Origin of the sequence: Butyricimonas sp. Marseille-P3923, from assembly GCF_900184685.1 — a bacterium.
GTDB classification, from domain to species: Bacteria; Bacteroidota; Bacteroidia; order Bacteroidales; family Marinifilaceae; genus Butyricimonas; species Butyricimonas muris.
In genome coordinates, this window is record NZ_FXXL01000003.1 from 152338 (window position 1) to 171639 (window position 19302).

Sequence of the window (19302 nt, forward strand, 5' to 3'; positions counted from 1 at the left end):
ATTTCTATCGATTTTAGTTATCCTATTGTTATTAATCATGATTTTATCAAGTAGTTTTCAAGTATTAAATTTTAAATAATTACTATTTAATTTCTATTTTTCAACTATTGTAATAGGCTTTGAATGGGAGATGAATGGGAATTGAATAGGAGATGATACTAATGAACTATAAATGTGATAAAATAAAAATACTTATTATTTAACTTTTGTTTTGCTTTTCCGGTCTGTCCTTCTTATCATTTTGGGCATAGGGCTTGTTTTTAACAAACAAATAATATATATTTGTTTGATACTAAAAATAATGGGTCATGGACATAGTTAAACGAGATCGTTTTACCGCACTCTGGAAGAAATATTTCAATGATGCGGAACTTCCTGTCGCCTTTTATTATTCGAAAGAGAATAATAATGCGACTATCGTAAAAAAAGCCGTGGGACATACTTGTATTATTGCTCAACTCGGACGGGTAAGAAAAGGTGAGCCACTTTGTTTCCTGCCGGATTCGGTCGGTTGCGGAGGGGGAAAATATTACTTGGGATTTAGTGACGGGATGCGTGAAGGGTTCGAGTATTTTTTGTCACACGGGGAGAACGAGCCTCATTGTGAGCGCTATAAACGTACACTGGAACAAGTGAACGCGTTAATGAAAACTATACCGGTGTTGCCGAGGAAAGGTGATTGTCTGGTATTCAAGCGTTGGGATCATTTGACGGAACAGGATGAACCGGAAGCGGTATTTTTCTTTGCGACACCTGATGTACTGTCCGGTCTTTTTACTCTAGCCAACTTTGACAGTACCAAGCAAGAACCGGTGATCTCTCCTTTTGGAGCGGGATGTACCTCTATTATTTATTATCCTTACCGGGAACAACTGGAGGGGACGCGAAGAGCCGTAATCGGGATGTTTGACCCGTCGGCGAGAAAATGTATCACGAATAATTTAATATCGTTTGGCGTGCCTATCACGAAATTCATGGAAATGATCGACCAGATGGAGGAGTGTTTTCTGGTAACTGACACGTGGAAGGTGATACAAAAGCGAATTTGATGGGGACGGGGTGTACTTTGAGGGCGTGTATCTCTTTTTGTAGAATGTACATGACTCCTGCGTTGGCGGTATCTTGCTCTTGCGGGGGAATCATGTACGCGTATAGCATGAAAGCACCTGCCGTCATCGGGGTAATTATAGTCGCCACGTTTTGGTTCAAGGTGGCGACTATGGTGTTTTTCTATTTTGCCATGAAACGGAAAGTGTGGAAAATCTTCTATTATTACAAGAACGTGGGGGTGTCTGTCCGGTGGTTGTGGGGAACGACTTTGTCGTTTGACTTCTTGACATACGTGGCGGCTTTGTTTGTCGGTTATTATATAAGGTGATGCATAGACTTGATATAAGTAATCTCCGTTTGGAGTATGGTTTTAAACGTGTACTGTGGGACGTGTTTTTGCGTTGCGAAACGGGAAAAGTACTCGGTTTGTTAGGACGGAACGGTTGCGGCAAGACCTGTTTGATGAAAGCCGTGTACGGGGAATTGAAATTGCAGGATCAATACGTGGGGATTGACGGAAAGGTTTTGTTGACAAGCGAGAGGCGACCGGAAGATATGCGTTATTTACCCCAGCACGATTTTATTCCTTCCGGTTTATCCGTGAAGCGGGTGTTTGGTGATTTTGGCGTGGATTTTGAACGGTTTGTAACGGACTTCCCGGAGTTTGAGCAAGTTTACCGGAAACGGATAAAGGCGTTTTCCTCGGGAGAACGGAGAATAATCGAGGCGTATTTGATATTGACTTCCGAAACGAAGTTTTGTTTGCTGGATGAGCCTTTTTCTTTTTTGATGCCGTTGCACGTGCAGAAAATGAAAGAAATTATTCACCGGGAAAAAGCGACGAAAGGTATACTGATTACCGATCATTATTTCGAGGACGTGATGGAGGTTAGCGACGAGTTGTTCGTCTTGCGGGGTGGCAAGACTTGGAAAGTAAACGAGCGTACGGATTTGGAATTATTGCAATATATAAAAGAGTCAGATGGAATTCAAGACAGACGAGCAGACATTGAATGACCTTGAGTTATTCGCCGCGAGAGAGGGAAAAAGTGTCTTTTCCTATTTCGATTATGCCCGCTCGGATGGGGGACGGGCGTACATGAAAAAGTTATTCGAGAATCCGTTGGCTGACGCGGAGCGTATTCGGGAACGGGTGGAGGCTATCGTTTATTTGCAGCGGTTGCCTTTCTTCTTGGAAATACGGCGGGATGAATTGAGTTTTATCGAGATATATTTGCAGCAGAAGGAGGTGCCTAAACGGGACGTGCTTCATTTGATGAAACGTGCCGTGGCGGGATGGGTGAATCCGGATAACGATCACTACGTGCGTCAGCGTGCGGTGTCCTATCTGGGGCGGTTGATTCACGAGTTGGCTGTTTTTATGGATGATGTACCTGCGGTTCGGGTACCGAAGATCATGCGGGAATTGAAAGAGCAAGTGGCTAAGGTGCTCTCTCGTCCCGGTATGCGCTATCTGGCAAACCGGAAAAAGGATACTTTTTGGTCGAGGGAGAAGTTAGACCTTTATTTCAGGGGAAAAGAAGCGGATGCCGTACGGACGGTGTTGGATACGCTTTATATGTTGGAGGCTTTGAGGACAATAGGTCAGGTGGCACTGGAGCATGGTTTTGTTTTTCCGGTTTTTGTCGAGGAGAGAAGAAAGATTGAAATAGAAGGTTTGTTTCATCTTTTTTTGCCTGATCCGGTGAGGAATGACGTGCGGGTGGATGATAAGCATCACTTGTGTTTTTTGACAGGACCGAATATGGCGGGGAAATCGACTTACATGAAGGCTTTCGGGGTGGCGGTGTATTTGGCGCATTGTGGTTTCCCGGTTCCCGCGCGAAGAATGGAAGTTTCCGTGTTCCGTGGATTGTTCACGACGATTAATTTGTCTGATAATTTGTCATTGGGGTATAGCCATTATTATAATGAGGTGGCGCGGGTGAAGTACGTAGTGGAACGAGTGCGTGAAGTGGGGGACGTGGTGGTTGTGTTTGATGAATTATTCCGGGGCACTAACGTGAAGGATGCTTACGATGCTTCGTTCGTGGTGGTGGACGGACTGGCACGGTTGAAACAGGGAGTATTTGTTATTTCATCGCATATTGTGGAGGTGGCGGAGGCGTTAAAACGAGAGTCTTCGGTGGACTTCCGGTTTTTCGAGATCAATATGGAAACCGGAGAACCTCGCTACAGGTATCGTTTGCGGGAAGGTGTTTCTGACGAACGTATCGGGATGTATATTTTGAGAAAGGAGAGGGTGGTAGCTTTAATAGAGGAGTTGACGAGGAATCCGTCGTGAGAGAAAAGCAATTTATATTTGATACCCGCTTTGTCGAAAAAAGTCGTAACTTTGTAGAAGTATACTAAACATCCTATTGTATGGACGATAGAAATAAATATATTCGTTTCGATTGGGCAGCCAAACGGCTATTGAGGAACAAGGCGAATTTCGGGGTATTGGAAGGCTTTCTCACCGTGTTGTTGGGGAAAGAAATCCATATTATAGATATTCTCGAGAGCGAGAGTAACCAGCAAAACGAGGAAGATAAGTTTAACCGCGTGGACATTAAAGCTAAGGATAGCGAGGATGAGATTATCATTGTAGAGATTCAAATTACCCGCGAATTATATTATCTTGAGCGGATACTTTATGGGGTTGCAAAAGCGATTACCGAGCATATCGAGTTGGGACATCTTTACTCGGAGGTGAAAAAAGTGTATTCTATCAGTATACTTTATTTTGATATTGGTAAGGGGGATGATTATTTGTATCACGGTCAGAATACTTTCACGGGGGTTCACACGGGGGATTTGTTGCAGGTAACCATGAAAGAAAAGGGCGCTATCGTACGTAGGCTCCCCTCCGAGATATTTCCGGAGTATTTCTTGATTCGCGTAAATGAGTTTAATAAGGTTGCGGTAACTCCGCTTGAGGAGTGGGTGGAATATCTCAAGAGCGGTCATATTAGTCCGGATACACAAGCTCCCGGATTGAAAGAGGCTCGTCAGAAGTTGGTGTATTATAATATGGATGTGGCAGAGCGTGAAGCTTATGATCGCCATATCGATGCCATTATGATCCAGAATGATGTTCTGGGTACTGCTAAGTTGGAAGGGTTGGTAGAAGGGAAAGCAGAGGGGTTAGCAGAAGGAAGGGCGGAAGGGTTAGTAGAAGGAAGAGCAGAAGGGTTGGTAGAAGGAAAAATAGAGGTCGCCAGAAGCTTGAAGCAGATGGGCTTGCCGGTTGAAACAATAATGAAAAGTACGGGTTTGTCTATTGAAGAAATAGATAAGTTATAAATCTATTTCTTGTTTGTTTGTATTCGTGAAAATATTTACTATTTTTGCGTTCGTGAAATGTTTCTTCGGGGCAGGGTGCAACTCCCTACCGGCGGTTATAGTCCGCGACTCCCTTTCGAGGGACTGATTCAGTGAAATTCTGGAACCGACGGTTAAAGTCCGGATGATAGAAGAGATGTTGATTGTAATTGATATTATATTAGTACAATATAAATCTATGCCCCGAATGTATTACATTCGGGGTATTTTGTTTTTGGAAAGGAGTAACACGTATGGTAAAACAGAAAGATATCGAGTACATGAGGCGGGCGATAGAACTTGCCGAACAGGGAGCGGGATTCGTGAATCCCAACCCGATGGTGGGAGCCGTGATCGTGAAGGGGGGACGAGTGATAGGTGAAGGTTGGCACGAGCGTTACGGGGAGTGGCACGCGGAACGGAATGCGTTGAAAAATTGTACGGAAGATGCCCGGGGTGCGACGATGTACGTGACTTTGGAGCCGTGTTGCCATTACGGGAAAACTCCGCCTTGCACGGAGGCGATTATCGAACACGGAATTGAACGGGTATTTGTCGGGATGCCTGACCCGAACCCGTTGGTGGCGGGAAAAGGATTGTCTTTATTGAGAGAAGCGGGGATAGAAGTGGTTTGTGGGGTTGAAGAAGAAGCGATACGGGAGCAAAACAAGATATTTTTGAAGTATATAGCGACACGGCGTCCGTGGGTAATATTGAAGACGGCGATGACGTTGGACGGAAAGATAGCCACGTGGTCGGGCGATTCGAGATGGATCACCGGTACGGAAGCACGGGCTTACGTGCACGAGTTGCGTCATCGTCTGATGGCGGTAATGATTGGTATCGGTACTGCCGTGGCGGATGATCCGTTATTAAACTGCCGGATAGAAGGGCGGGGAGTGCGTCAGCCGATACGGGTTATCGTGGATAGCAATGCCCGTTTGGGATTGGATAGCCAAATTGTGAAGACCGCGGGTAAATATCATACGATTGTGGCTCATACCCGCTTTGCTGCGGAGGAACGTTTGGAAGCGTTGAAGCAAGCGGGTGTTGAAACTTTGCTTTGCGAGGAGAAAGAAGGATTGGTAGACGTGGATAACTTGCTTTTCTTACTAGGACAAATGGGGGTGGATTCCATTTTGTTGGAAGGCGGTGGAGGTTTGAACTACAGCTTTCTTGCCGGTGGTTTCACGGATGAAGTCTACTCTTTTATCGCCCCGAAGATAGTGGGAGGCGAAAAAGCCAAAACCCCGGTGGAAGGTGTCGGTATTGAAAAAATGGCAGATGCCGTCACTTTAGAAAGAACAGATGTGTTGTGTTTGGGACAGGATATACTCGTGAAGCTAAAAGTTAAAAATTAAAAGATAATAGATTTGGTGATTTAAAAGCGGGGGATTTGAGTGGGGAAATCTAAAATCTAAAATCATAAATCTAAAATTAGTATGTTTACAGGAATAATAGAAGAAATAGGAACAATAAAAGGTATCAAGCGGGGAAACCGGAGTGTGGTGCTGGAGGTGAAGGCGAAAAAGGTGTTGGAGGATTTGAAAGTGGGTGATAGCATTGCCACGAACGGGGTTTGCCTGACGGTGATTTCTTTTGATAGCGGAAGTTTTTGCGCGGATGTGATGCCGGAAACGATGCAGCGCAGTAATCTCGGAGAGTTACGCGCGGGTAGTCCCGTGAATCTGGAAAGAGCGTTGAGTTTGAACGGTCGATTGGGGGGGCATATTGTTTCGGGACACGTGGACGGGATGGGAAAGATCGTGGGGCGAGAGAAGGATGAAAATGCGATACGGGTGACGATTGCGACCTCTGGCGAATTGTTGCGGTATATCGTGGAGAAGGGGTCTATCACGATTGACGGGATTAGTCTGACCGTGGTGTCGGTATCGGATAGCGTATTTACCGTTTCTGTTATTCCTCACACGCGGGATGAAACGACCTTGGTAAAGAAACAGGTCGGGGATAACGTGAACTTGGAGAATGACGTGATTGCCAAATACGTGGAGAAGTTAATGCGTCCGGCATCTCCCGCGGAGCCTAAGGGTGGATTGACGTTGGATTTTTTGTTGGCGAACGGGTTTTGAGAATTTAAAATATAGAATTTAAAACAAAGATATGGAAGATTTCAAGTTTAGTACGATTGAAGAGGCGATAGCCGATTTGAGAGCCGGGAAAATGATTATCGCGGTGGATGATCCGGATCGTGAGAACGAGGGGGATTTGATTTGTGCCGCGGAGTTTGCCACGTTGGAGAACGTGAATTTTATGGCATCATACGCTAAAGGTTTAATTTGTATGCCGATGAGCAAGGCTTTGACGACAAAGTTAGGCTTGGAACAAATGGTGACCACGAATACGGATAATCATTGTACGGCTTTCACCGTGTCAATCGACCACGTGGATACAACCACGGGTATTTCCGCGTTGGAGCGTTCGGTTACGGCAATGAAGGCGGTAGAGGATGATGCCAAGCCGGCGGATTTTCGTCGTCCGGGACATATGTTCCCGTTGGAGGCGAAGAAAGGCGGTGTGTTGGAGCGTATGGGACACACGGAGGCCACGGTGGATTTGATGCGGATTGCCGGGTTGAAAGAGTGTGGGTTGTGCTGCGAGATCATGCGGGAGGATGGGACGATGATGCGTACCCCGGAATTGATGGAATTCGCTAAAGCACACGGGATGAAGATGATTACCGTGTCGGATTTGATTACTTATCGTCGGCAGACGGAGATGCTCGTGGAACGGGTGACAGAGGCGGATATGCCCACGAAGTACGGTTTCTTCAAAGCGTACGGGTACGTGAATAAGATTAACGGGGAGCATCACGTGGCGTTGGTGAAAGGTGACGTGACGGATGGCGAACCTGTTTTGTGTCGGGTGCATTCGGAATGTCTAACGGGCGATGTGTTCGGTTCCTTGCGTTGTGATTGTGGCGACCAGCTTGCCGAGGCGATGCGCCGGATAGGCGAGAGAGGGCGTGGCGTGTTATTGTATATGCGTCAGGAAGGTCGCGGTATCGGGTTGATTAATAAGCTGAAGGCTTACCACTTGCAGGACGAGGGCATGGATACGGTGGACGCGAATCTGGCACTCGGTTTTAAAGCCGATTTACGGGAATACGGCACCGGGGCAGAGATTCTCGCTGATCTTGGCGTGAAGAAAATGGTATTAATGACCAATAACCCGTTGAAAATTAACGGGCTGACAGGATACGGGATTGAAATCGTGGGACGTGAACCGATAGAGATGACGTGTAACGAGAAAAACGAGTTCTACATGTACACGAAGTACAAGAAAATGGGACACATGCTTCATGTGCGTGAACGCGAAGAGGTAGAGAGATTGAAAGAAGAATTGAAAAATAAATAAATATAGGAAACGATGAATTTACTCGAAGGAAAATTATTAGCAGAAGGACAGCGCATCGGTATCGTTGCGGGACGTTTTAATGAATTTATCACCAGCAAATTGTTGGGTGGGGCAGTAGATGCTTTCAAGCGTCATGGCGGTGACGAGTCGAATATTGATTTGGCTTGGGTTCCCGGTGCATTCGAGATTCCGTTGGTTGCCAAGAAAATGGCAGAAACAAAGAAGTACGATGCCGTGATTTGTTTGGGTGCCGTGATTCGCGGTGCAACTCCTCACTTCGACATGGTCGCTAACGAGGCTACCAAAGGTATTGCTAACGTGGGTTTACAAACCGGGGTACCGATTGTTTTCGGTGTTTTGACTACCGACACGATTGAACAAGCCGTTGAGAGAGCCGGAACGAAAGCCGGAAACAAAGGTTTCGAGGCTGTAACCACGGCAATCGAGATGATTGATTTGTTGAAGCAGATTTAAGACAATAAATGATAAGTGAAGAAAAACGTCGCTCTCACGAGTGGCGTTTTTTTTTAAAGGTATATTTCCTATATCTACTGAAGACCTATCGTAATCCTACTGAGGAACTAGGGTAATCAGTACGTGGTGCTGTGTTTGCTGCGGCGAATACCCGGGGTTTCTATATGGGAGATAATAGGATGTCCGGGGAATAAACGGAGGACAACCGGAGACAGGGTATGATTACGGTATTATTTGGGTAGGATTACAATGGATTCTCGGTAGGAATTGGTACAATAAAACAAAGGGGCTGCATCAGAATTTTTGATACAGCCCCTAATCGAGTTCTTTTGAACGTTATTTCTTTTTCGGCATTTGTTTCATGCGTTGTTCTTGCATACGTTGCATATCTTCCAGTCTTTGTTGGAACTTGGATTTCTTCACAGGTTTCGTTTTGGCGAGTTCTATTTGTTTCAATAGTTTCTCGTCGTTGACGAATTTACGGATAGCCCAAGTTTGCACGATGGTGATCAACGTGGCGATGAAGTAGTAGTAACTCAAACCGGACGAGTAGCTGTTGAAGATGAACAGGAACATGATAGGCATGATATACATCATGGTCTGCATACCTTTCATTTGGTCGTTTTGCGGTTGGTTCTTACTGTTATACCACATGTACAGGATGTTCGTGATTGTCATTAACAAACAGAATAAGCTGACATGGTTGCCGTAGAACGGGATGTTGAACGGCAGCGTGGCGATAGAGTCGTATGACGCGAGGTCGGTAGCCCACAAGAAACTCTTCTGGCGCAATTCGATGGCACCGGGGAAGAAGTAGAAGAGGGCGATCAAGATCGGCATTTGTAATAGCATCGGCAAACAACCGCCCATGGGGTTGACTCCCGCCTTTTTATACAGTTTCATGACTGCCTGCTGGCGTTCCATGGCTTTGTCGGCAGGGATTTTCTTGTTGATTTCGTCAATCTGCGGTTTGAGTACCCGCATTTTCGCCTGTGACATATAGGATTTATAGGTCAAGGGGAAGAGTACTAATTTGATAATCAACGTCAACAGGAAGATGATTAAACCGTAGTTCAGAGTCACGTTTGATTCCAAGAAGTTGAAAATCGGAATTACCACGTAACGGTTAAACCAAGCAATCCATTTCCACCCGAGGTTGATTAGTTGGGGAAGTTCTATGTCTTTTCCGTATTCTCTTAGTATCGGGTAGGAGTTCGGTCCGAAGAAGAATTGCATATCGTATTTCTCGATAGCTTTTCCCGTGTAAGGGAGAGATATTTCAGCCTCGGCGTTCTTCAAGTAGCCCGGGGTATTGTTTGTTGTGTTGGAAACGTCGGCGTTTGGAAACGATTCTTTGGCGATAAGTACCGAGGAGAAGAATTGTTGTTTGAATGCAATCCATTTCACGCTCGTTGCCAGATCGGTCTTCTCGTCGCCGGTAAGTGACAAGTGTTCCACGTCGTTGTTCGAGAAGTTATAGTAGACTCCCGTGTAGCGACTTTCGAAATCACGGCTCTTTTCCAATTGCGGCATATCCACTTTCCAGTAAAGGGTCAGGAAATTCGTGTTGGCGGCAATGACGTCGTTAAGGTTATAGGTGTTGATATTGAAATCGACCATGTAGGAGTCGGGTGCCAGCCTGTACTCAAATTCGAGGTATTTGTTTTCTTCCACGTATGCACGCATGGTGAGCACTTGCTCGGAATTTGCGGCGATTAGGTTTTTCTGGTTCGTACTGGGAACAAAGATCAAGTCTTCGGTGTTGATCTGTTTATTTCTGGCATAGAAATTCATTCCCAAGGCACTCTTGTTTTCTTTCCACAATACAAGCGGGAGTGAGTCGTGGGTACGGTAGTCTTTCAAGTCCACGTAGTCAATCCGTCCGCCTTTGGTGTTGATATGCAATTTGATTTTGTCATTTTCCAGCGTGTATTGTTCCTCGACAGCCGAAGAGTCTTGCGTGAAGACACTTGTAGCGGTTTGAGCCGTTGCCTCCTGTTGTGAAGCGAAATCAGCTTCTCTCTGTTTCTCCAGCGCGGCGGCTCTTTGAGCCTCCACTCTCGCTATGGAGTCACGGCGGTGTATTTGCCGCAATTCCTCTTTCGATGGGCTCATGAAATAAGAGTAGCCGATTAGCATTAATGCGATAACGACTAAACCGGTTATTGTATTTCTATCCATATACTGATTTTAAATTTTATGATTTATTGATTCTGTGATTTATTGATTGCCGATTCTGTGATTCTTGTAATCTGGGAATCATTGAATCGGCAATCACGGAATATCATGATAAACACGCTTTTACAAATGCCACGAACAAGGGATGCGGGTTGGTTACCGTACTCTTGTATTCCGGGTGGAATTGAGTTCCCACGAACCATTTGTGCGTGGGGATTTCCACGATTTCGGTCAACCCTGTTTCCGGGTTTACCCCTGTCGTGATCATTCCGGCTGCTTCGAATTGGTCGGTGTATTCTCCATTAAATTCGTAGCGGTGGCGATGTCTTTCTTCAATCTCTTTCGAGCCGTATGCTTCCATGGCCTTGGAACCTTCTTTTAACACGCACTTGTAGGCTCCCAGACGCATGGTACCTCCCTTGTCGGTTACTTCTTTTTGCGATTCCATGAGGTCTATCACGGGATATTTGGTTTTGGGTGCCATTTCCGTAGAATCGGCTCCTTCAAGGTGCATCACGTTGCGAGCGTATTCGATAACAGCCATTTGCATTCCGAGGCAGATACCGAGGAACGGGATGTTATTGGTGCGGGCGTATTCGATAGCCAGCAGTTTGCCTTCTATGCCGCGTTGCCCGAAACCGGGAGCAACCAAAATGCCGTCAACGTCCTTGAAGAGTTCGCAGATATTGTCTACATGGATATCATGGGCACTGTGCACCCATTTGATATTCACTTTGCAGTCGTTGGCTGCACCGGCATGGATGAATGATTCCACGATAGATTTGTACGCATCGTGTAATTCCACGTACTTACCCACGAGGGCAATGTTTATTTTGCGGTTGTAGTTTTTGAATTTGTACAAGAAACGCTCCCATGATTCCAAATCCGGCTCGTGTTTTAAAGGTAATCCCAGTTGGGATAGTACTATCTCGTCGAGTTTCTCTTCCCGCATTTTGATGGGCACCTTGTAAATGGTGTCGACGTCGATGGATTGAATGACAGCTTTCGGGTCTACATTACAGAATAAGGCTACTTTTCTCCGGATGTCGGAACCCAGTTCATGTTCCGTGCGCAACACGATGATATCCGGTTGTACCCCGTTTTCCAAAAGGGCTTTCACGGAATGTTGCGTGGGTTTGGTTTTCAATTCTCCCGATGCGGTGAGATAAGGAACCAAGGTCAAATGGATGAACACGGATTTCTCCCCGAGCTCCCAGCGTAACTGGCGAACGGCTTCGATGAACGGCAGCGATTCGATGTCGCCCACGGTTCCCCCGATCTCGGTGATAACGAAATCGTAGTCACCTTGGCTGCCGAGAAGTTTTATATTTCGTTTGATCTCATCCGTGATATGCGGAATGATTTGTACGGTTTTTCCCAGATAATCTCCGCGGCGTTCTTTGGTAATCACGTTCTGGTATATGCGTCCGGTCGTGATATTGTTGGCCTGTGAAGTGGGGATGTTCGTGAACCTTTCGTAATGTCCCAAATCCAAATCGGTTTCCGCACCGTCATTGGTCACGTAACATTCTCCGTGTTCATAGGGATTCAAGGTTCCGGGATCTACATTAATATACGGGTCCAGTTTTTGGTTTGCGACTTTATAACCTCTTGACTGGAGGAGTTTGGCTAGCGAGGAAGCAATGATTCCTTTCCCCAAAGATGAGGCAACTCCACCTGTAACGAATACATATTTTGTTGACACGATATAAATATTTTATAATTGTTTCTATATTCTACATCCAACGACTTGAAAATACTTGAACTGTTTGTTATTCTGCTGAATAACAAGCAAAATGATCAAGTATGTCGAAACTTAACGACAAAAGTAAGAAAAAATATGATACAAACATAAAAAGAGGGGCAACTGTGTGCCCCTCTTTTTTATCTTTCTTAGATCATGCCGTCGATAAGTTTTAGCTTTTCTTGCATCAGACTTAGTTTGTGGCGGGCGTTTTCGATCTTGGCGGTAAATTCCCGGATTAAACCTTCCGATTTGTTGGACTTGGAGAAGAACCCGATATTGTTCTCCCAAGCGTGCAGGTCTGTTTCCAGTTGCTTGATCTTGTTTACCAGTTTTTCCCTTTCTTGGATGATCTTGCTTACCTTGTCGTCGCTGTTGTCGAACGTGTTGATCTTGGATTTGAAGCGTTCGATGTTTTTATCGAATTCGTCAATGTCAAGTAGATCAAAATGTGCGTTAATCAGTTTGCGGAATTCTGTTTGAACCGCGTCTTTCTCTTTGATAGGTACGAATCCGATTTCAGCCCAACGGGTTTGGAATGCTTTCAAAGTTTCGATATCTTCGTCTGTGTTGCCTGTCAGTTGGAAGTTGCGCACCTCTTCAATCAAGGCTTTCTTGAGTTCCAGATTCTTCACTTGATCGGCATTCAAGTTCTTTGTCAATTCGGATTTTCTGTCAAAGAAATAGTCACAAGCGGAACGGAAGCGATTCCATATTTTATTGGAAACCTTTTTTGGTACGGGTCCGATTGTCTTCCATTCCCGTTGATATTCAATAATCTTGGATGTAGTCGGTCGCCAATCAGTACTTTCTTTTATAGCCTCTACTTTTTCACAAAGAGCTATTTTCTTTGCCAGATTCTGGCTTTGCATATTTTGAATTTCTTGGAAGTATTGGCGTTTCTTGTTAAAGAACGCGTCGCACGCTGCCCGGTATCGCTTGTAAAGGCGATTACGTTCTTTGATAGGAATGGTGCCCGCGTGTTTCCATTCTTCTTGAAGGGCGAGTACTCCGTCTGCTGCCGTGTTCCAATCCGAGATCTTTTCGATGTTCAAGGCGGCGTATTCTTCGAGTTTCCGGCAAATCTCTTCTTTTAATTTTAAATTGTTTTCTTGTTCTTCCCGGAGGGTGTCGAAGAATTTATGATACGCGTCATTGATCTTGTCGGTCACTTCTTTGAATCGATTCCACGCCTCTTCTTGATGTTCTTTGGCAACCGGGCCAATCTCTTTCCATTGTGCATGGAGCGATTGCAATTGGCGGAAGGCGTTGCCGACATTGTTATCTTCGAGTAAGGCGGTAGCCTGTTCGATCAATGTATTTTTGGCGTCGAGGTTTTTCTTCAGATCCAAATCACGCAATTCTTTATTGATCTTGACGTAGTTGAAGAAGTTCTCCACGTGGTGGTGGTATGTTTCCAGCAGGTTGTTTGCTTGTGCTTGCGGAACCATACCGGTATTACGCCACCTGTCTTGCAGGTTTTTGAAATCCTGATAAGTTTTATTCAACGATTCCTCGTGTTGGATCAAATCTTTGAGTTCCTCTATGATCTGGAGTTTATCTTTTAAGTTTTGTTCTTTTTCCTCTTCCAGTTTTTTATAAAATTCCGTTTTCTTTTCGCGGTAGGTTCTGTACACGCTATAAAAACGCTCCTTGGAATTGTCTTGATAATCGAATGTTTCCGCCGGACTTCCGTCTTTCGTGTACTCGGCGAGAGCTTTGTCGTATTCTTTCTGGTATTGTGCTTCGAAAACTTGCGGCAGGCTGTCCAGTACCTTCAAGCGTTGCACGGGAAAGTCGTCGATCAGAGCTTTCATGTGAGAGATGATCTCATCCGTGTTAAAACTGGAGAAATCCCATACCGGAACTTCTTTTTCGGGGGTTTTCTCGATAGGTGTAGGTTGACCCTGAACTGAAACTTCGTTTTGTGTTTCGTCATTTAAAGTGTCCGAAGAAAGCTGCTCGTTATTTTGCAACTCCTCGGCTTGTTGTAAGTTTTCTTGCTCCATAGCTATTCCTGTTTTTACGCATTCAACTGACGAAAATAATGATTTATTCTGACACTGCCAATTTATATTAACTAAAAAAACGGAGAAGACTTCTTTTTGGAATTCTATCGTAAACATGTATCTTTGACATTTATTATTAGCGATTATGTTTTCATATATATTATATGGTCTTGTTTGGTTGATCAGCTTTTTGCCGTTTCGGGTGCTGTATATTATCGCGGACATAAATTATGTCCTGCTATATTACGTGTCCCGTTACCGCCGGGAAGTGGTGCGTACGAACCTCTGTAACTCTTTTCCGGAAAAGAGTTTGAAGGAGATTGTGGCAATAGAGAGGAAGTATTATAAGCATATGGCAGATCTGTCGGTCGAACTGTATAAATTGTGGCATATGTCCGAGGCCGCGATACGGAAACGCTGTGTTTTTCGAAACACGGAGTTGCCGCAGAAATATTTTGACGAGGGAAGGAGCGTGATCGGCGTGCTGGGGCATTACGGCAATTGGGAATGGATGTCTTCGTACAGTCTTTGGGAGAACGATGCCGACTTTTTGGCTTTATATAAGCCTATCCGGAGTAAGGTGACCGACCGGATGATGAAAGCGATTCGCTCGAAGTTTGGTGCCGTGTTGGTTGCCAAGGATGATACCTTGCGGGTGATTGTCCGTTATCGTTCGGAAAAAAAGTTGTTTTTAGCCGGATTTATCGGGGATCAGACACCCAATGTTCACAATCTTAATTTCTGGACTCGCTTTTTGAATCAAGATACTCCTGTTTTACTGGGGACGGAACGAATCGCGAGAAAGTACAATTTTCCTGTTGTTTCCGTGCGTATGCGTAAAGTAAAGCGTGGTTATTACGAGGTGGAGTTTATTGATGTTTGTGCTAATCCTGCCGGGTTGGAACCGGGGGTATTGACCGAGATGCATACCCGGTTACTGGAGTCATTTATCCGCGAGGAGCCGCAGTATTGGCTGTGGTCGCACAAGCGATGGAAACATAAGAAAGTTTAAGACTCGAGAATAGAGTGTGCGGGGGAAAATTAGAAATCTAAAATCTAAAATCTAAAATGTATAAGCGTGTTGCTGTCATTATATTGAATTGGAACGGGGAGAAGTTGTTGAGGAAATTCCTGCCTTCGGTGATTCGGAATACCAATCCGGAATTGGGAAGGGTGATCGTGGTAGACAATCATTCTTCTGACGATTCGTGGGGGTGTTTGGAACGGGAGTTTGCGAGTGTGGAACGGGTGTTGTTTGAAGATAATTTCGGTTTCGCGGGAGGGTATAACCGGGCGTTGGAGATGATCGAGGCAGAGTACGCGGTGTTGTTGAATAGTGACGTGGAGGTTGCACCGGGATGGCTGGAACCGTTGGTTGATGCTTTGGATCGTGATCCGCGTGTTGTTGCCGTGCAACCCAAAATATTGGCTTACCGGGAGAAAGATAAATTCGAGTATGCCGGGGCGAGTGGCGGTTTTATCGACTATCTCGGCTTTCCCTTTTGCCGCGGCCGCGTGATGGATTGCACGGAGGTCGATACCGGACAGTATGATGATGAGCGGGAAGTGTTTTGGGCAACCGGGGCGGCGTTGTGTATCCGGCGGGAGCGATATCTGGAGGCTGGCGGGTTGGACGAGGCTTTCTTTGCCCACATGGAGGAAATCGATCTTTGTTGGCGATTGAAAAATAGCGGGTATATATTAAAGGTAGTACCTTCTTCCGTGGTGTATCATTTGGGTGGAGGCTCCTTGCCCATGAATCATCCCCGGAAGTTGTTTTTGAATTATCGCAATAATCTGTTGATGTTGCACAAGAACCTCGGGGGGGCTTCCCGGCAGAAAGTGTTTTTCGTGCGTTTGCTGTTGGATTGTATGGCAGGGGCTCTTTTTCTGATGAAAGGAGAGTTTGCCAACACTCGTTCGATCATGCAAGCGTACAAGGCATTCCGGAAGTTGAGGAAAAGATACCCGATCCCGGCAGGCATGAAGCCGTTTGCCGAAATGTATCCCCGTAGTATTGTTCTGGATTATTTCTTGTGCGGGAAAAAGAAATTCTCGGATTTGAAATTTTAGAGGTGTGGGAATAAACCTTTGACATAAAACCTTGTCTTAGTGTAGAAGGCTTTTAAAACTTAGGAGTTAGAATGAAGGAAATGAGCGATGAAGATATAGTAAAGCTTTTTCACTCGGGTAACGGTGAGGATAAAGCATTCCGCGCGCTGGTGGCTAAATACGGCGAGCGGCTCTATTGGCATATCCGGAAGATCGTTATCGACCATGATGATAGCGATGATGTATTGCAAAATACATTTATCAAGATATGGAGAGGTCTGAAGGAGTTTCGCTACGAAGCGAAATTGTTCACGTGGATGTACCGCGTGGCAACGAACGAAGCGATTAACTTCTTGAACGAGAAGCGTCGGAAGACTTACGGGAATTCGCAGGAGATTACGCCCATGCTGGAGAATCAGTTGGAGAGTGATACCTTTTTCTGCGGGGACTCTATTCAGCGCGAGTTGCAAAAAGCCGTGCTGAAGTTACCGGAGCGCCAACGGTTGGTTTTCAACATGAAGTATTTTGATGATATGAAATACGAGGATATCGCGGAAGTATTGAATGTGGCGGTAGGGACTCTCAAGGCGACGTATCATAATGCGGTGAAGAAGATCGAGGAGTGCTTGAAGATTTCGGATACTTTGCCCACGTTTGATTAATAATGAATGTAAAGGGATGATTATGGATAATTTAGACGAGAAATACAGATCAAAGAACCCGTTCTCCGTACCTGACGGTTACTTCGACTCCTTGGAGGAGCGAGTGATGGAACGGGTGAAGGAAAACGGGAAACCCAAACGTGCGGGGGCTTTGCAGATGTTGAAGCCTTATTTGGGATTGGCGGGATTATTCGTGTTCGCGATGCTTTTCGTGCAATTTTTATTGCCTCGTTTAGTAGATGATAATGAAATGTTGGCAAAGAAAACGGAACAGAAAGCGTCGGCCGCACAAGAAGAGGACGAGTATATATTCGATACGGATTTCGACCCGTCCCGCGAAGAGATTATCGAGTATTTGTCACAGGAGTCCGATGTGGCGGATTTCTTGTATGCTGAACGCAGGTAAAAATGTAAAGAAGGTATCATATATGAAAAAAGCTGGATTAATTATATTGATGGTTGGACTTTCGCTCTCGTTGTTCGCTCAATCGGGTAAATTGAGCGACGAGAAACGCAAAGAGTTTGAAGCCCAAAAAATAGCGTTCTTTACCCAAGAAATGGAATTGACACCGGAGGAGGCTGTCGTGTTCTGGCCTCTCTATAACGAGATGCAACAGAAAATGCGGGTTGAAAACGATAAGATACGTGCGTTGACCTGTAAAAAAGAAAAGACAGCCCCGGTAACGACGGAGGAACAAGCGAAAAAGAATCTGAAAACCGTTTTGGACGCGGAGCAGGCGGCATGGAATATCAAGAAGGAATACACGGATAGGCTGTTGAAAGTGTTGCCCGCTAAAAAAGTGTGGCTGATGTTCGAGGCAGAACAGAAATTCCGTCACCAGTTATGGAAAAAAATGGAGAATAAACCCGTTCCTGCCCCCAGATAATGTATTTCGGAGGTATTGAGATTTAGTTTATTAGCCGTGTTATCTGAAAAAAATAGAAAAAAAAGACCTTAAAAGCTTGCAAGAACGATAAAAAGCACTACTTTTGTCAGCGCTATTGGAGAGATGGGTGAGTGGCTGAAACCAACAGTTTGCTAAACTGTCGTACGGGATTACTGTACCGGGGGTTCGAATCCCCCTCTCTCCGCCACAAATTTTAGAGGTGCTTCGGGGCGTAGCGCAGTCCGGTAGCGCATCTGCTTTGGGAGCAGAGGGTCGCAGGTTCGAATCCTGTCACCCCGACGGAGAATCAGACAGTTACGAAAGTAGCTGTTTTTTTATTGCCTTGATTTTTGGGCGAAATGGGTGGTTCCCGTCAACCGATGAGATAATATTTCTCAAATTGTGTGTTCCGAACGTTTCCTTCGCACAAGGAAACGTTCGGAAATTAACTTTACAGCGTTAAAGCAATTTTGCTTTATTTCACGATTACCGTGTACATGGAATCCAGTTCAACCGTGTACCCCTCGTTCTCGATACGGATATTTATCACGTATCGTCCCGGCGGCACGGTGTGATCGTAAGGCAATTTTATAATCCCCGCTCCCTGCATCGAGAACTGACTTGTCGCTTCCGGGTGCTCTCCGGTTATATTCTTGATCGAATACTTGATAGGGGCGGTTCCCAGAATCCCCTCTATGGATGTACTTTGCCACGGGATTTGAAACTCTATTTGCCTCGCGTCAATCTCCGGGTCTAACACCGCTTTCACGATCATACTGTCCGGCGCGTACACCGCGTCCCGTGTTTCCAAATACCCGACTGTTATATCCTGACATCCCGTCACGATCAACAGCAGTCCGATAATACTTGTAAATATCCCTCTCATAATTTTCAATTTTACATTTTGCATTTTCAATTGTTACAGTCGCGTGAGTTGATAGGTATAGTCCAACGCGTGTACCACCCCGTTCGTCACTTCAATATCGGCGGAGGCGATCGAGGCCATGTTCCCGCTAACGGGAGCGTGTATTCTTAATCCTTCCGCCCCGATGTCGGGAATACCGCCGTACCCCGATTTCGTCCGGTAAACACGTAGTTCGACACCCGATAAAGTTTTTGTCATTGTTCCGCCCGTGAGCGTCCCTTTCACCTCGTGAGCACATTCGGATTTCATCATCTTTCCCGCGATAACATGGGATAAAAGCATCTCCCGGCACAAGTCAGCCGGAATATCCTTTACCCGGTTATAGACAGGTTCCCAATCATCATCTATCGTTTTCACGAGAAACTGTTCGATAGATAAATTCGTCACCCCGAAAAACGTGATCTCTTTATACCCGGGGTTCGTCCCGTCGAACACGTCTTTCAGCCCGGCGTGTTCTATCAATATCATCGTGGAATCCCAATCTCCCGGCTGGCTCTTGAAATACTCCCACATCGTGCAATCGTGCTTCCCGTTCGCCAAACCCGAATCGTGGTAATAATCCTCGCACGAGCAAAGAATACCAAACAAACCGATTAAAAATATATATCCTTTCATAATTCCA

Annotated in this window: 19 protein-coding genes, 2 tRNA genes and 1 riboswitch; of the genes, 16 read left to right on the plus strand and 5 right to left on the minus strand. The window is 45.5% G+C overall.

Features of this window, described 5'->3' with window-relative positions; all coding sequences use genetic code 11:
* The first annotated feature begins 308 nt into the window (after nucleotides 1-308).
* The 9 genes from CS948_RS00930 (at nucleotide 309) to ribE (ending at nucleotide 8223) form a co-directional block, all read left to right on the plus strand.
* A complete protein-coding gene (locus tag CS948_RS00930) occupies nucleotides 309-1049 on the plus strand; it encodes a DUF169 domain-containing protein (RefSeq protein WP_099289875.1) in 741 nt (246 codons plus the stop codon).
* Nucleotides 1049-1378 carry a hypothetical protein gene (locus CS948_RS00935; protein WP_099289876.1) on the plus strand — a complete coding sequence of 110 codons (330 nt, stop codon included), beginning with the start codon at nucleotides 1049-1051 and terminating at the stop codon, nucleotides 1376-1378. The genes CS948_RS00930 and CS948_RS00935 overlap by 1 nt, the downstream gene beginning before the upstream one ends.
* Nucleotides 1378-2067, plus strand: a complete 690-nt coding sequence (locus tag CS948_RS00940) for an ATP-binding cassette domain-containing protein (RefSeq protein WP_099290043.1) — start codon at nucleotides 1378-1380, stop codon at nucleotides 2065-2067. The genes CS948_RS00935 and CS948_RS00940 overlap by 1 nt, the downstream gene beginning before the upstream one ends.
* Nucleotides 2033-3355 (plus strand): hypothetical protein, encoded by a 1323-nt coding sequence (locus tag CS948_RS00945; protein ID WP_099289877.1) that lies wholly within the window; start codon nucleotides 2033-2035, stop codon nucleotides 3353-3355. Before CS948_RS00940 ends, CS948_RS00945 begins: the two co-directional genes overlap by 35 nt.
* An 80-nt stretch (nucleotides 3356-3435) precedes the next feature.
* Entirely contained in the window at nucleotides 3436-4356 is a 921-nt protein-coding gene (locus CS948_RS00950) for an Rpn family recombination-promoting nuclease/putative transposase (protein WP_099289878.1), read from the plus strand.
* 57 nt (nucleotides 4357-4413) lie between these two features.
* Nucleotides 4414-4535: riboswitch (FMN riboswitch) on the plus strand.
* 93 nt (nucleotides 4536-4628) lie between these two features.
* Complete coding sequence (ribD, locus tag CS948_RS00955; protein ID WP_099289879.1) at nucleotides 4629-5735, plus strand: bifunctional diaminohydroxyphosphoribosylaminopyrimidine deaminase/5-amino-6-(5-phosphoribosylamino)uracil reductase RibD; 1107 nt, start codon at nucleotides 4629-4631, stop codon at nucleotides 5733-5735.
* A gap of 81 nt (nucleotides 5736-5816) precedes the next feature.
* Nucleotides 5817-6464, plus strand: a complete 648-nt coding sequence (locus CS948_RS00960) for a riboflavin synthase (RefSeq protein ID WP_099289880.1) — start codon at nucleotides 5817-5819, stop codon at nucleotides 6462-6464.
* A gap of 31 nt (nucleotides 6465-6495) precedes the next feature.
* Nucleotides 6496-7749, plus strand: a complete 1254-nt coding sequence (locus CS948_RS00965; protein WP_099289881.1) for a bifunctional 3,4-dihydroxy-2-butanone-4-phosphate synthase/GTP cyclohydrolase II — start codon at nucleotides 6496-6498, stop codon at nucleotides 7747-7749.
* Nucleotides 7750-7761: 12 nt separating this feature from the next.
* Entirely contained in the window at nucleotides 7762-8223 is a 462-nt protein-coding gene (ribE, locus tag CS948_RS00970) for a 6,7-dimethyl-8-ribityllumazine synthase (protein WP_099289882.1), read from the plus strand.
* A 336-nt stretch (nucleotides 8224-8559) separates the two neighbouring features.
* Here ribE and yidC read toward each other — a convergent pair whose 3' ends face one another.
* The 3 genes from yidC to CS948_RS00985 all read right to left on the minus strand — a co-directional run bounded on the left by yidC (nucleotide 8560) and on the right by CS948_RS00985 (nucleotide 14154).
* On the minus strand, nucleotides 8560-10404 hold the full coding sequence (yidC, locus tag CS948_RS00975; protein WP_099289883.1) for a membrane protein insertase YidC: 1845 nt from the start codon (nucleotides 10402-10404) through the stop codon (nucleotides 8560-8562).
* Between the two features lie 103 nt (nucleotides 10405-10507).
* A complete protein-coding gene (locus CS948_RS00980) occupies nucleotides 10508-12106 on the minus strand; it encodes a CTP synthase (protein ID WP_099289884.1) in 1599 nt (532 codons plus the stop codon).
* A 188-nt stretch (nucleotides 12107-12294) separates the two neighbouring features.
* On the minus strand, nucleotides 12295-14154 hold the full coding sequence (locus CS948_RS00985) for a DUF349 domain-containing protein (RefSeq protein ID WP_099289885.1): 1860 nt from the start codon (nucleotides 14152-14154) through the stop codon (nucleotides 12295-12297).
* 145 nt (nucleotides 14155-14299) lie between these two features.
* Between CS948_RS00985 and CS948_RS00990 the strand changes: the two genes are divergently transcribed.
* The 7 genes from CS948_RS00990 (at nucleotide 14300) to CS948_RS01020 (ending at nucleotide 18055) form a co-directional block, all read left to right on the plus strand.
* Nucleotides 14300-15166: a lysophospholipid acyltransferase family protein gene (locus CS948_RS00990; RefSeq protein ID WP_099289886.1), complete on the plus strand. Its 867-nt coding sequence runs from the start codon at nucleotides 14300-14302 to the stop codon at nucleotides 15164-15166.
* A 56-nt stretch (nucleotides 15167-15222) separates the two neighbouring features.
* Nucleotides 15223-16227, plus strand: a complete 1005-nt coding sequence (locus CS948_RS00995) for a glycosyltransferase family 2 protein (protein ID WP_099289887.1) — start codon at nucleotides 15223-15225, stop codon at nucleotides 16225-16227.
* A gap of 71 nt (nucleotides 16228-16298) precedes the next feature.
* Nucleotides 16299-16868: an RNA polymerase sigma factor gene (locus tag CS948_RS01000; RefSeq protein WP_099289888.1), complete on the plus strand. Its 570-nt coding sequence runs from the start codon at nucleotides 16299-16301 to the stop codon at nucleotides 16866-16868.
* 22 nt (nucleotides 16869-16890) lie between these two features.
* Nucleotides 16891-17274, plus strand: coding sequence for a hypothetical protein (locus tag CS948_RS01005; protein ID WP_141560853.1), 384 nt, complete (start codon nucleotides 16891-16893; stop codon nucleotides 17272-17274).
* 22 nt (nucleotides 17275-17296) lie between these two features.
* The gene (locus tag CS948_RS01010; RefSeq protein ID WP_099289890.1) at nucleotides 17297-17755 is read left to right on the plus strand and encodes a hypothetical protein; all 459 of its coding nucleotides are present in this window, start codon (nucleotides 17297-17299) and stop codon (nucleotides 17753-17755) included.
* Nucleotides 17756-17872: 117 nt separating this feature from the next.
* Nucleotides 17873-17963 (plus strand) — tRNA-Ser (locus CS948_RS01015).
* 18 nt (nucleotides 17964-17981) lie between these two features.
* Nucleotides 17982-18055, plus strand: a tRNA-Pro gene (locus CS948_RS01020).
* Between the two features lie 175 nt (nucleotides 18056-18230).
* Here CS948_RS01020 and CS948_RS01025 read toward each other — a convergent pair.
* Nucleotides 18231-18641 (minus strand): hypothetical protein, encoded by a 411-nt coding sequence (locus CS948_RS01025; protein ID WP_255301821.1) that lies wholly within the window; start codon nucleotides 18639-18641, stop codon nucleotides 18231-18233.
* A 33-nt stretch (nucleotides 18642-18674) separates the two neighbouring features.
* Complete coding sequence (locus CS948_RS01030; protein WP_099289891.1) at nucleotides 18675-19295, minus strand: fasciclin domain-containing protein; 621 nt, start codon at nucleotides 19293-19295, stop codon at nucleotides 18675-18677.
* Between the last annotated feature and the right edge of the window lie 7 nt (nucleotides 19296-19302).

Excerpts from the sequence above, each read along its gene's own strand:
- CS948_RS00960 (WP_099289880.1), top strand. The coding sequence starts at position 5,817 with ATGTTTACAGGAATAATAGAAGAAATAGGAACAATAAAAGGTATCAAG.
- CS948_RS00985 (WP_099289885.1), bottom strand. The coding sequence starts at position 14,154 with ATGGAGCAAGAAAACTTACAACAAGCCGAGGAGTTGCAAAATAACGAG.
- CS948_RS01025 (WP_255301821.1), bottom strand. The coding sequence starts at position 18,641 with ATGAGAGGGATATTTACAAGTATTATCGGACTGCTGTTGATCGTGACG.
- CS948_RS01005 (WP_141560853.1), top strand. The coding sequence starts at position 16,891 with ATGGATAATTTAGACGAGAAATACAGATCAAAGAACCCGTTCTCCGTA.
- CS948_RS00965 (WP_099289881.1), top strand. The coding sequence starts at position 6,496 with ATGGAAGATTTCAAGTTTAGTACGATTGAAGAGGCGATAGCCGATTTG.
- CS948_RS01030 (WP_099289891.1), bottom strand. The coding sequence starts at position 19,295 with ATGAAAGGATATATATTTTTAATCGGTTTGTTTGGTATTCTTTGCTCG.
- yidC (WP_099289883.1), bottom strand. The coding sequence starts at position 10,404 with ATGGATAGAAATACAATAACCGGTTTAGTCGTTATCGCATTAATGCTA.
- CS948_RS01000 (WP_099289888.1), top strand. The coding sequence starts at position 16,299 with ATGAAGGAAATGAGCGATGAAGATATAGTAAAGCTTTTTCACTCGGGT.
- CS948_RS00950 (WP_099289878.1), top strand. The coding sequence starts at position 3,436 with ATGGACGATAGAAATAAATATATTCGTTTCGATTGGGCAGCCAAACGG.
- CS948_RS00995 (WP_099289887.1), top strand. The coding sequence starts at position 15,223 with ATGTATAAGCGTGTTGCTGTCATTATATTGAATTGGAACGGGGAGAAG.
- CS948_RS01010 (WP_099289890.1), top strand. The coding sequence starts at position 17,297 with ATGAAAAAAGCTGGATTAATTATATTGATGGTTGGACTTTCGCTCTCG.
- ribE (WP_099289882.1), top strand. The coding sequence starts at position 7,762 with ATGAATTTACTCGAAGGAAAATTATTAGCAGAAGGACAGCGCATCGGT.
- CS948_RS00935 (WP_099289876.1), top strand. The coding sequence starts at position 1,049 with ATGGGGACGGGGTGTACTTTGAGGGCGTGTATCTCTTTTTGTAGAATG.
- CS948_RS00930 (WP_099289875.1), top strand. The coding sequence starts at position 309 with ATGGACATAGTTAAACGAGATCGTTTTACCGCACTCTGGAAGAAATAT.
- CS948_RS00940 (WP_099290043.1), top strand. The coding sequence starts at position 1,378 with ATGCATAGACTTGATATAAGTAATCTCCGTTTGGAGTATGGTTTTAAA.
- CS948_RS00945 (WP_099289877.1), top strand. The coding sequence starts at position 2,033 with ATGGAATTCAAGACAGACGAGCAGACATTGAATGACCTTGAGTTATTC.
- CS948_RS00990 (WP_099289886.1), top strand. The coding sequence starts at position 14,300 with ATGTTTTCATATATATTATATGGTCTTGTTTGGTTGATCAGCTTTTTG.
- ribD (WP_099289879.1), top strand. The coding sequence starts at position 4,629 with ATGGTAAAACAGAAAGATATCGAGTACATGAGGCGGGCGATAGAACTT.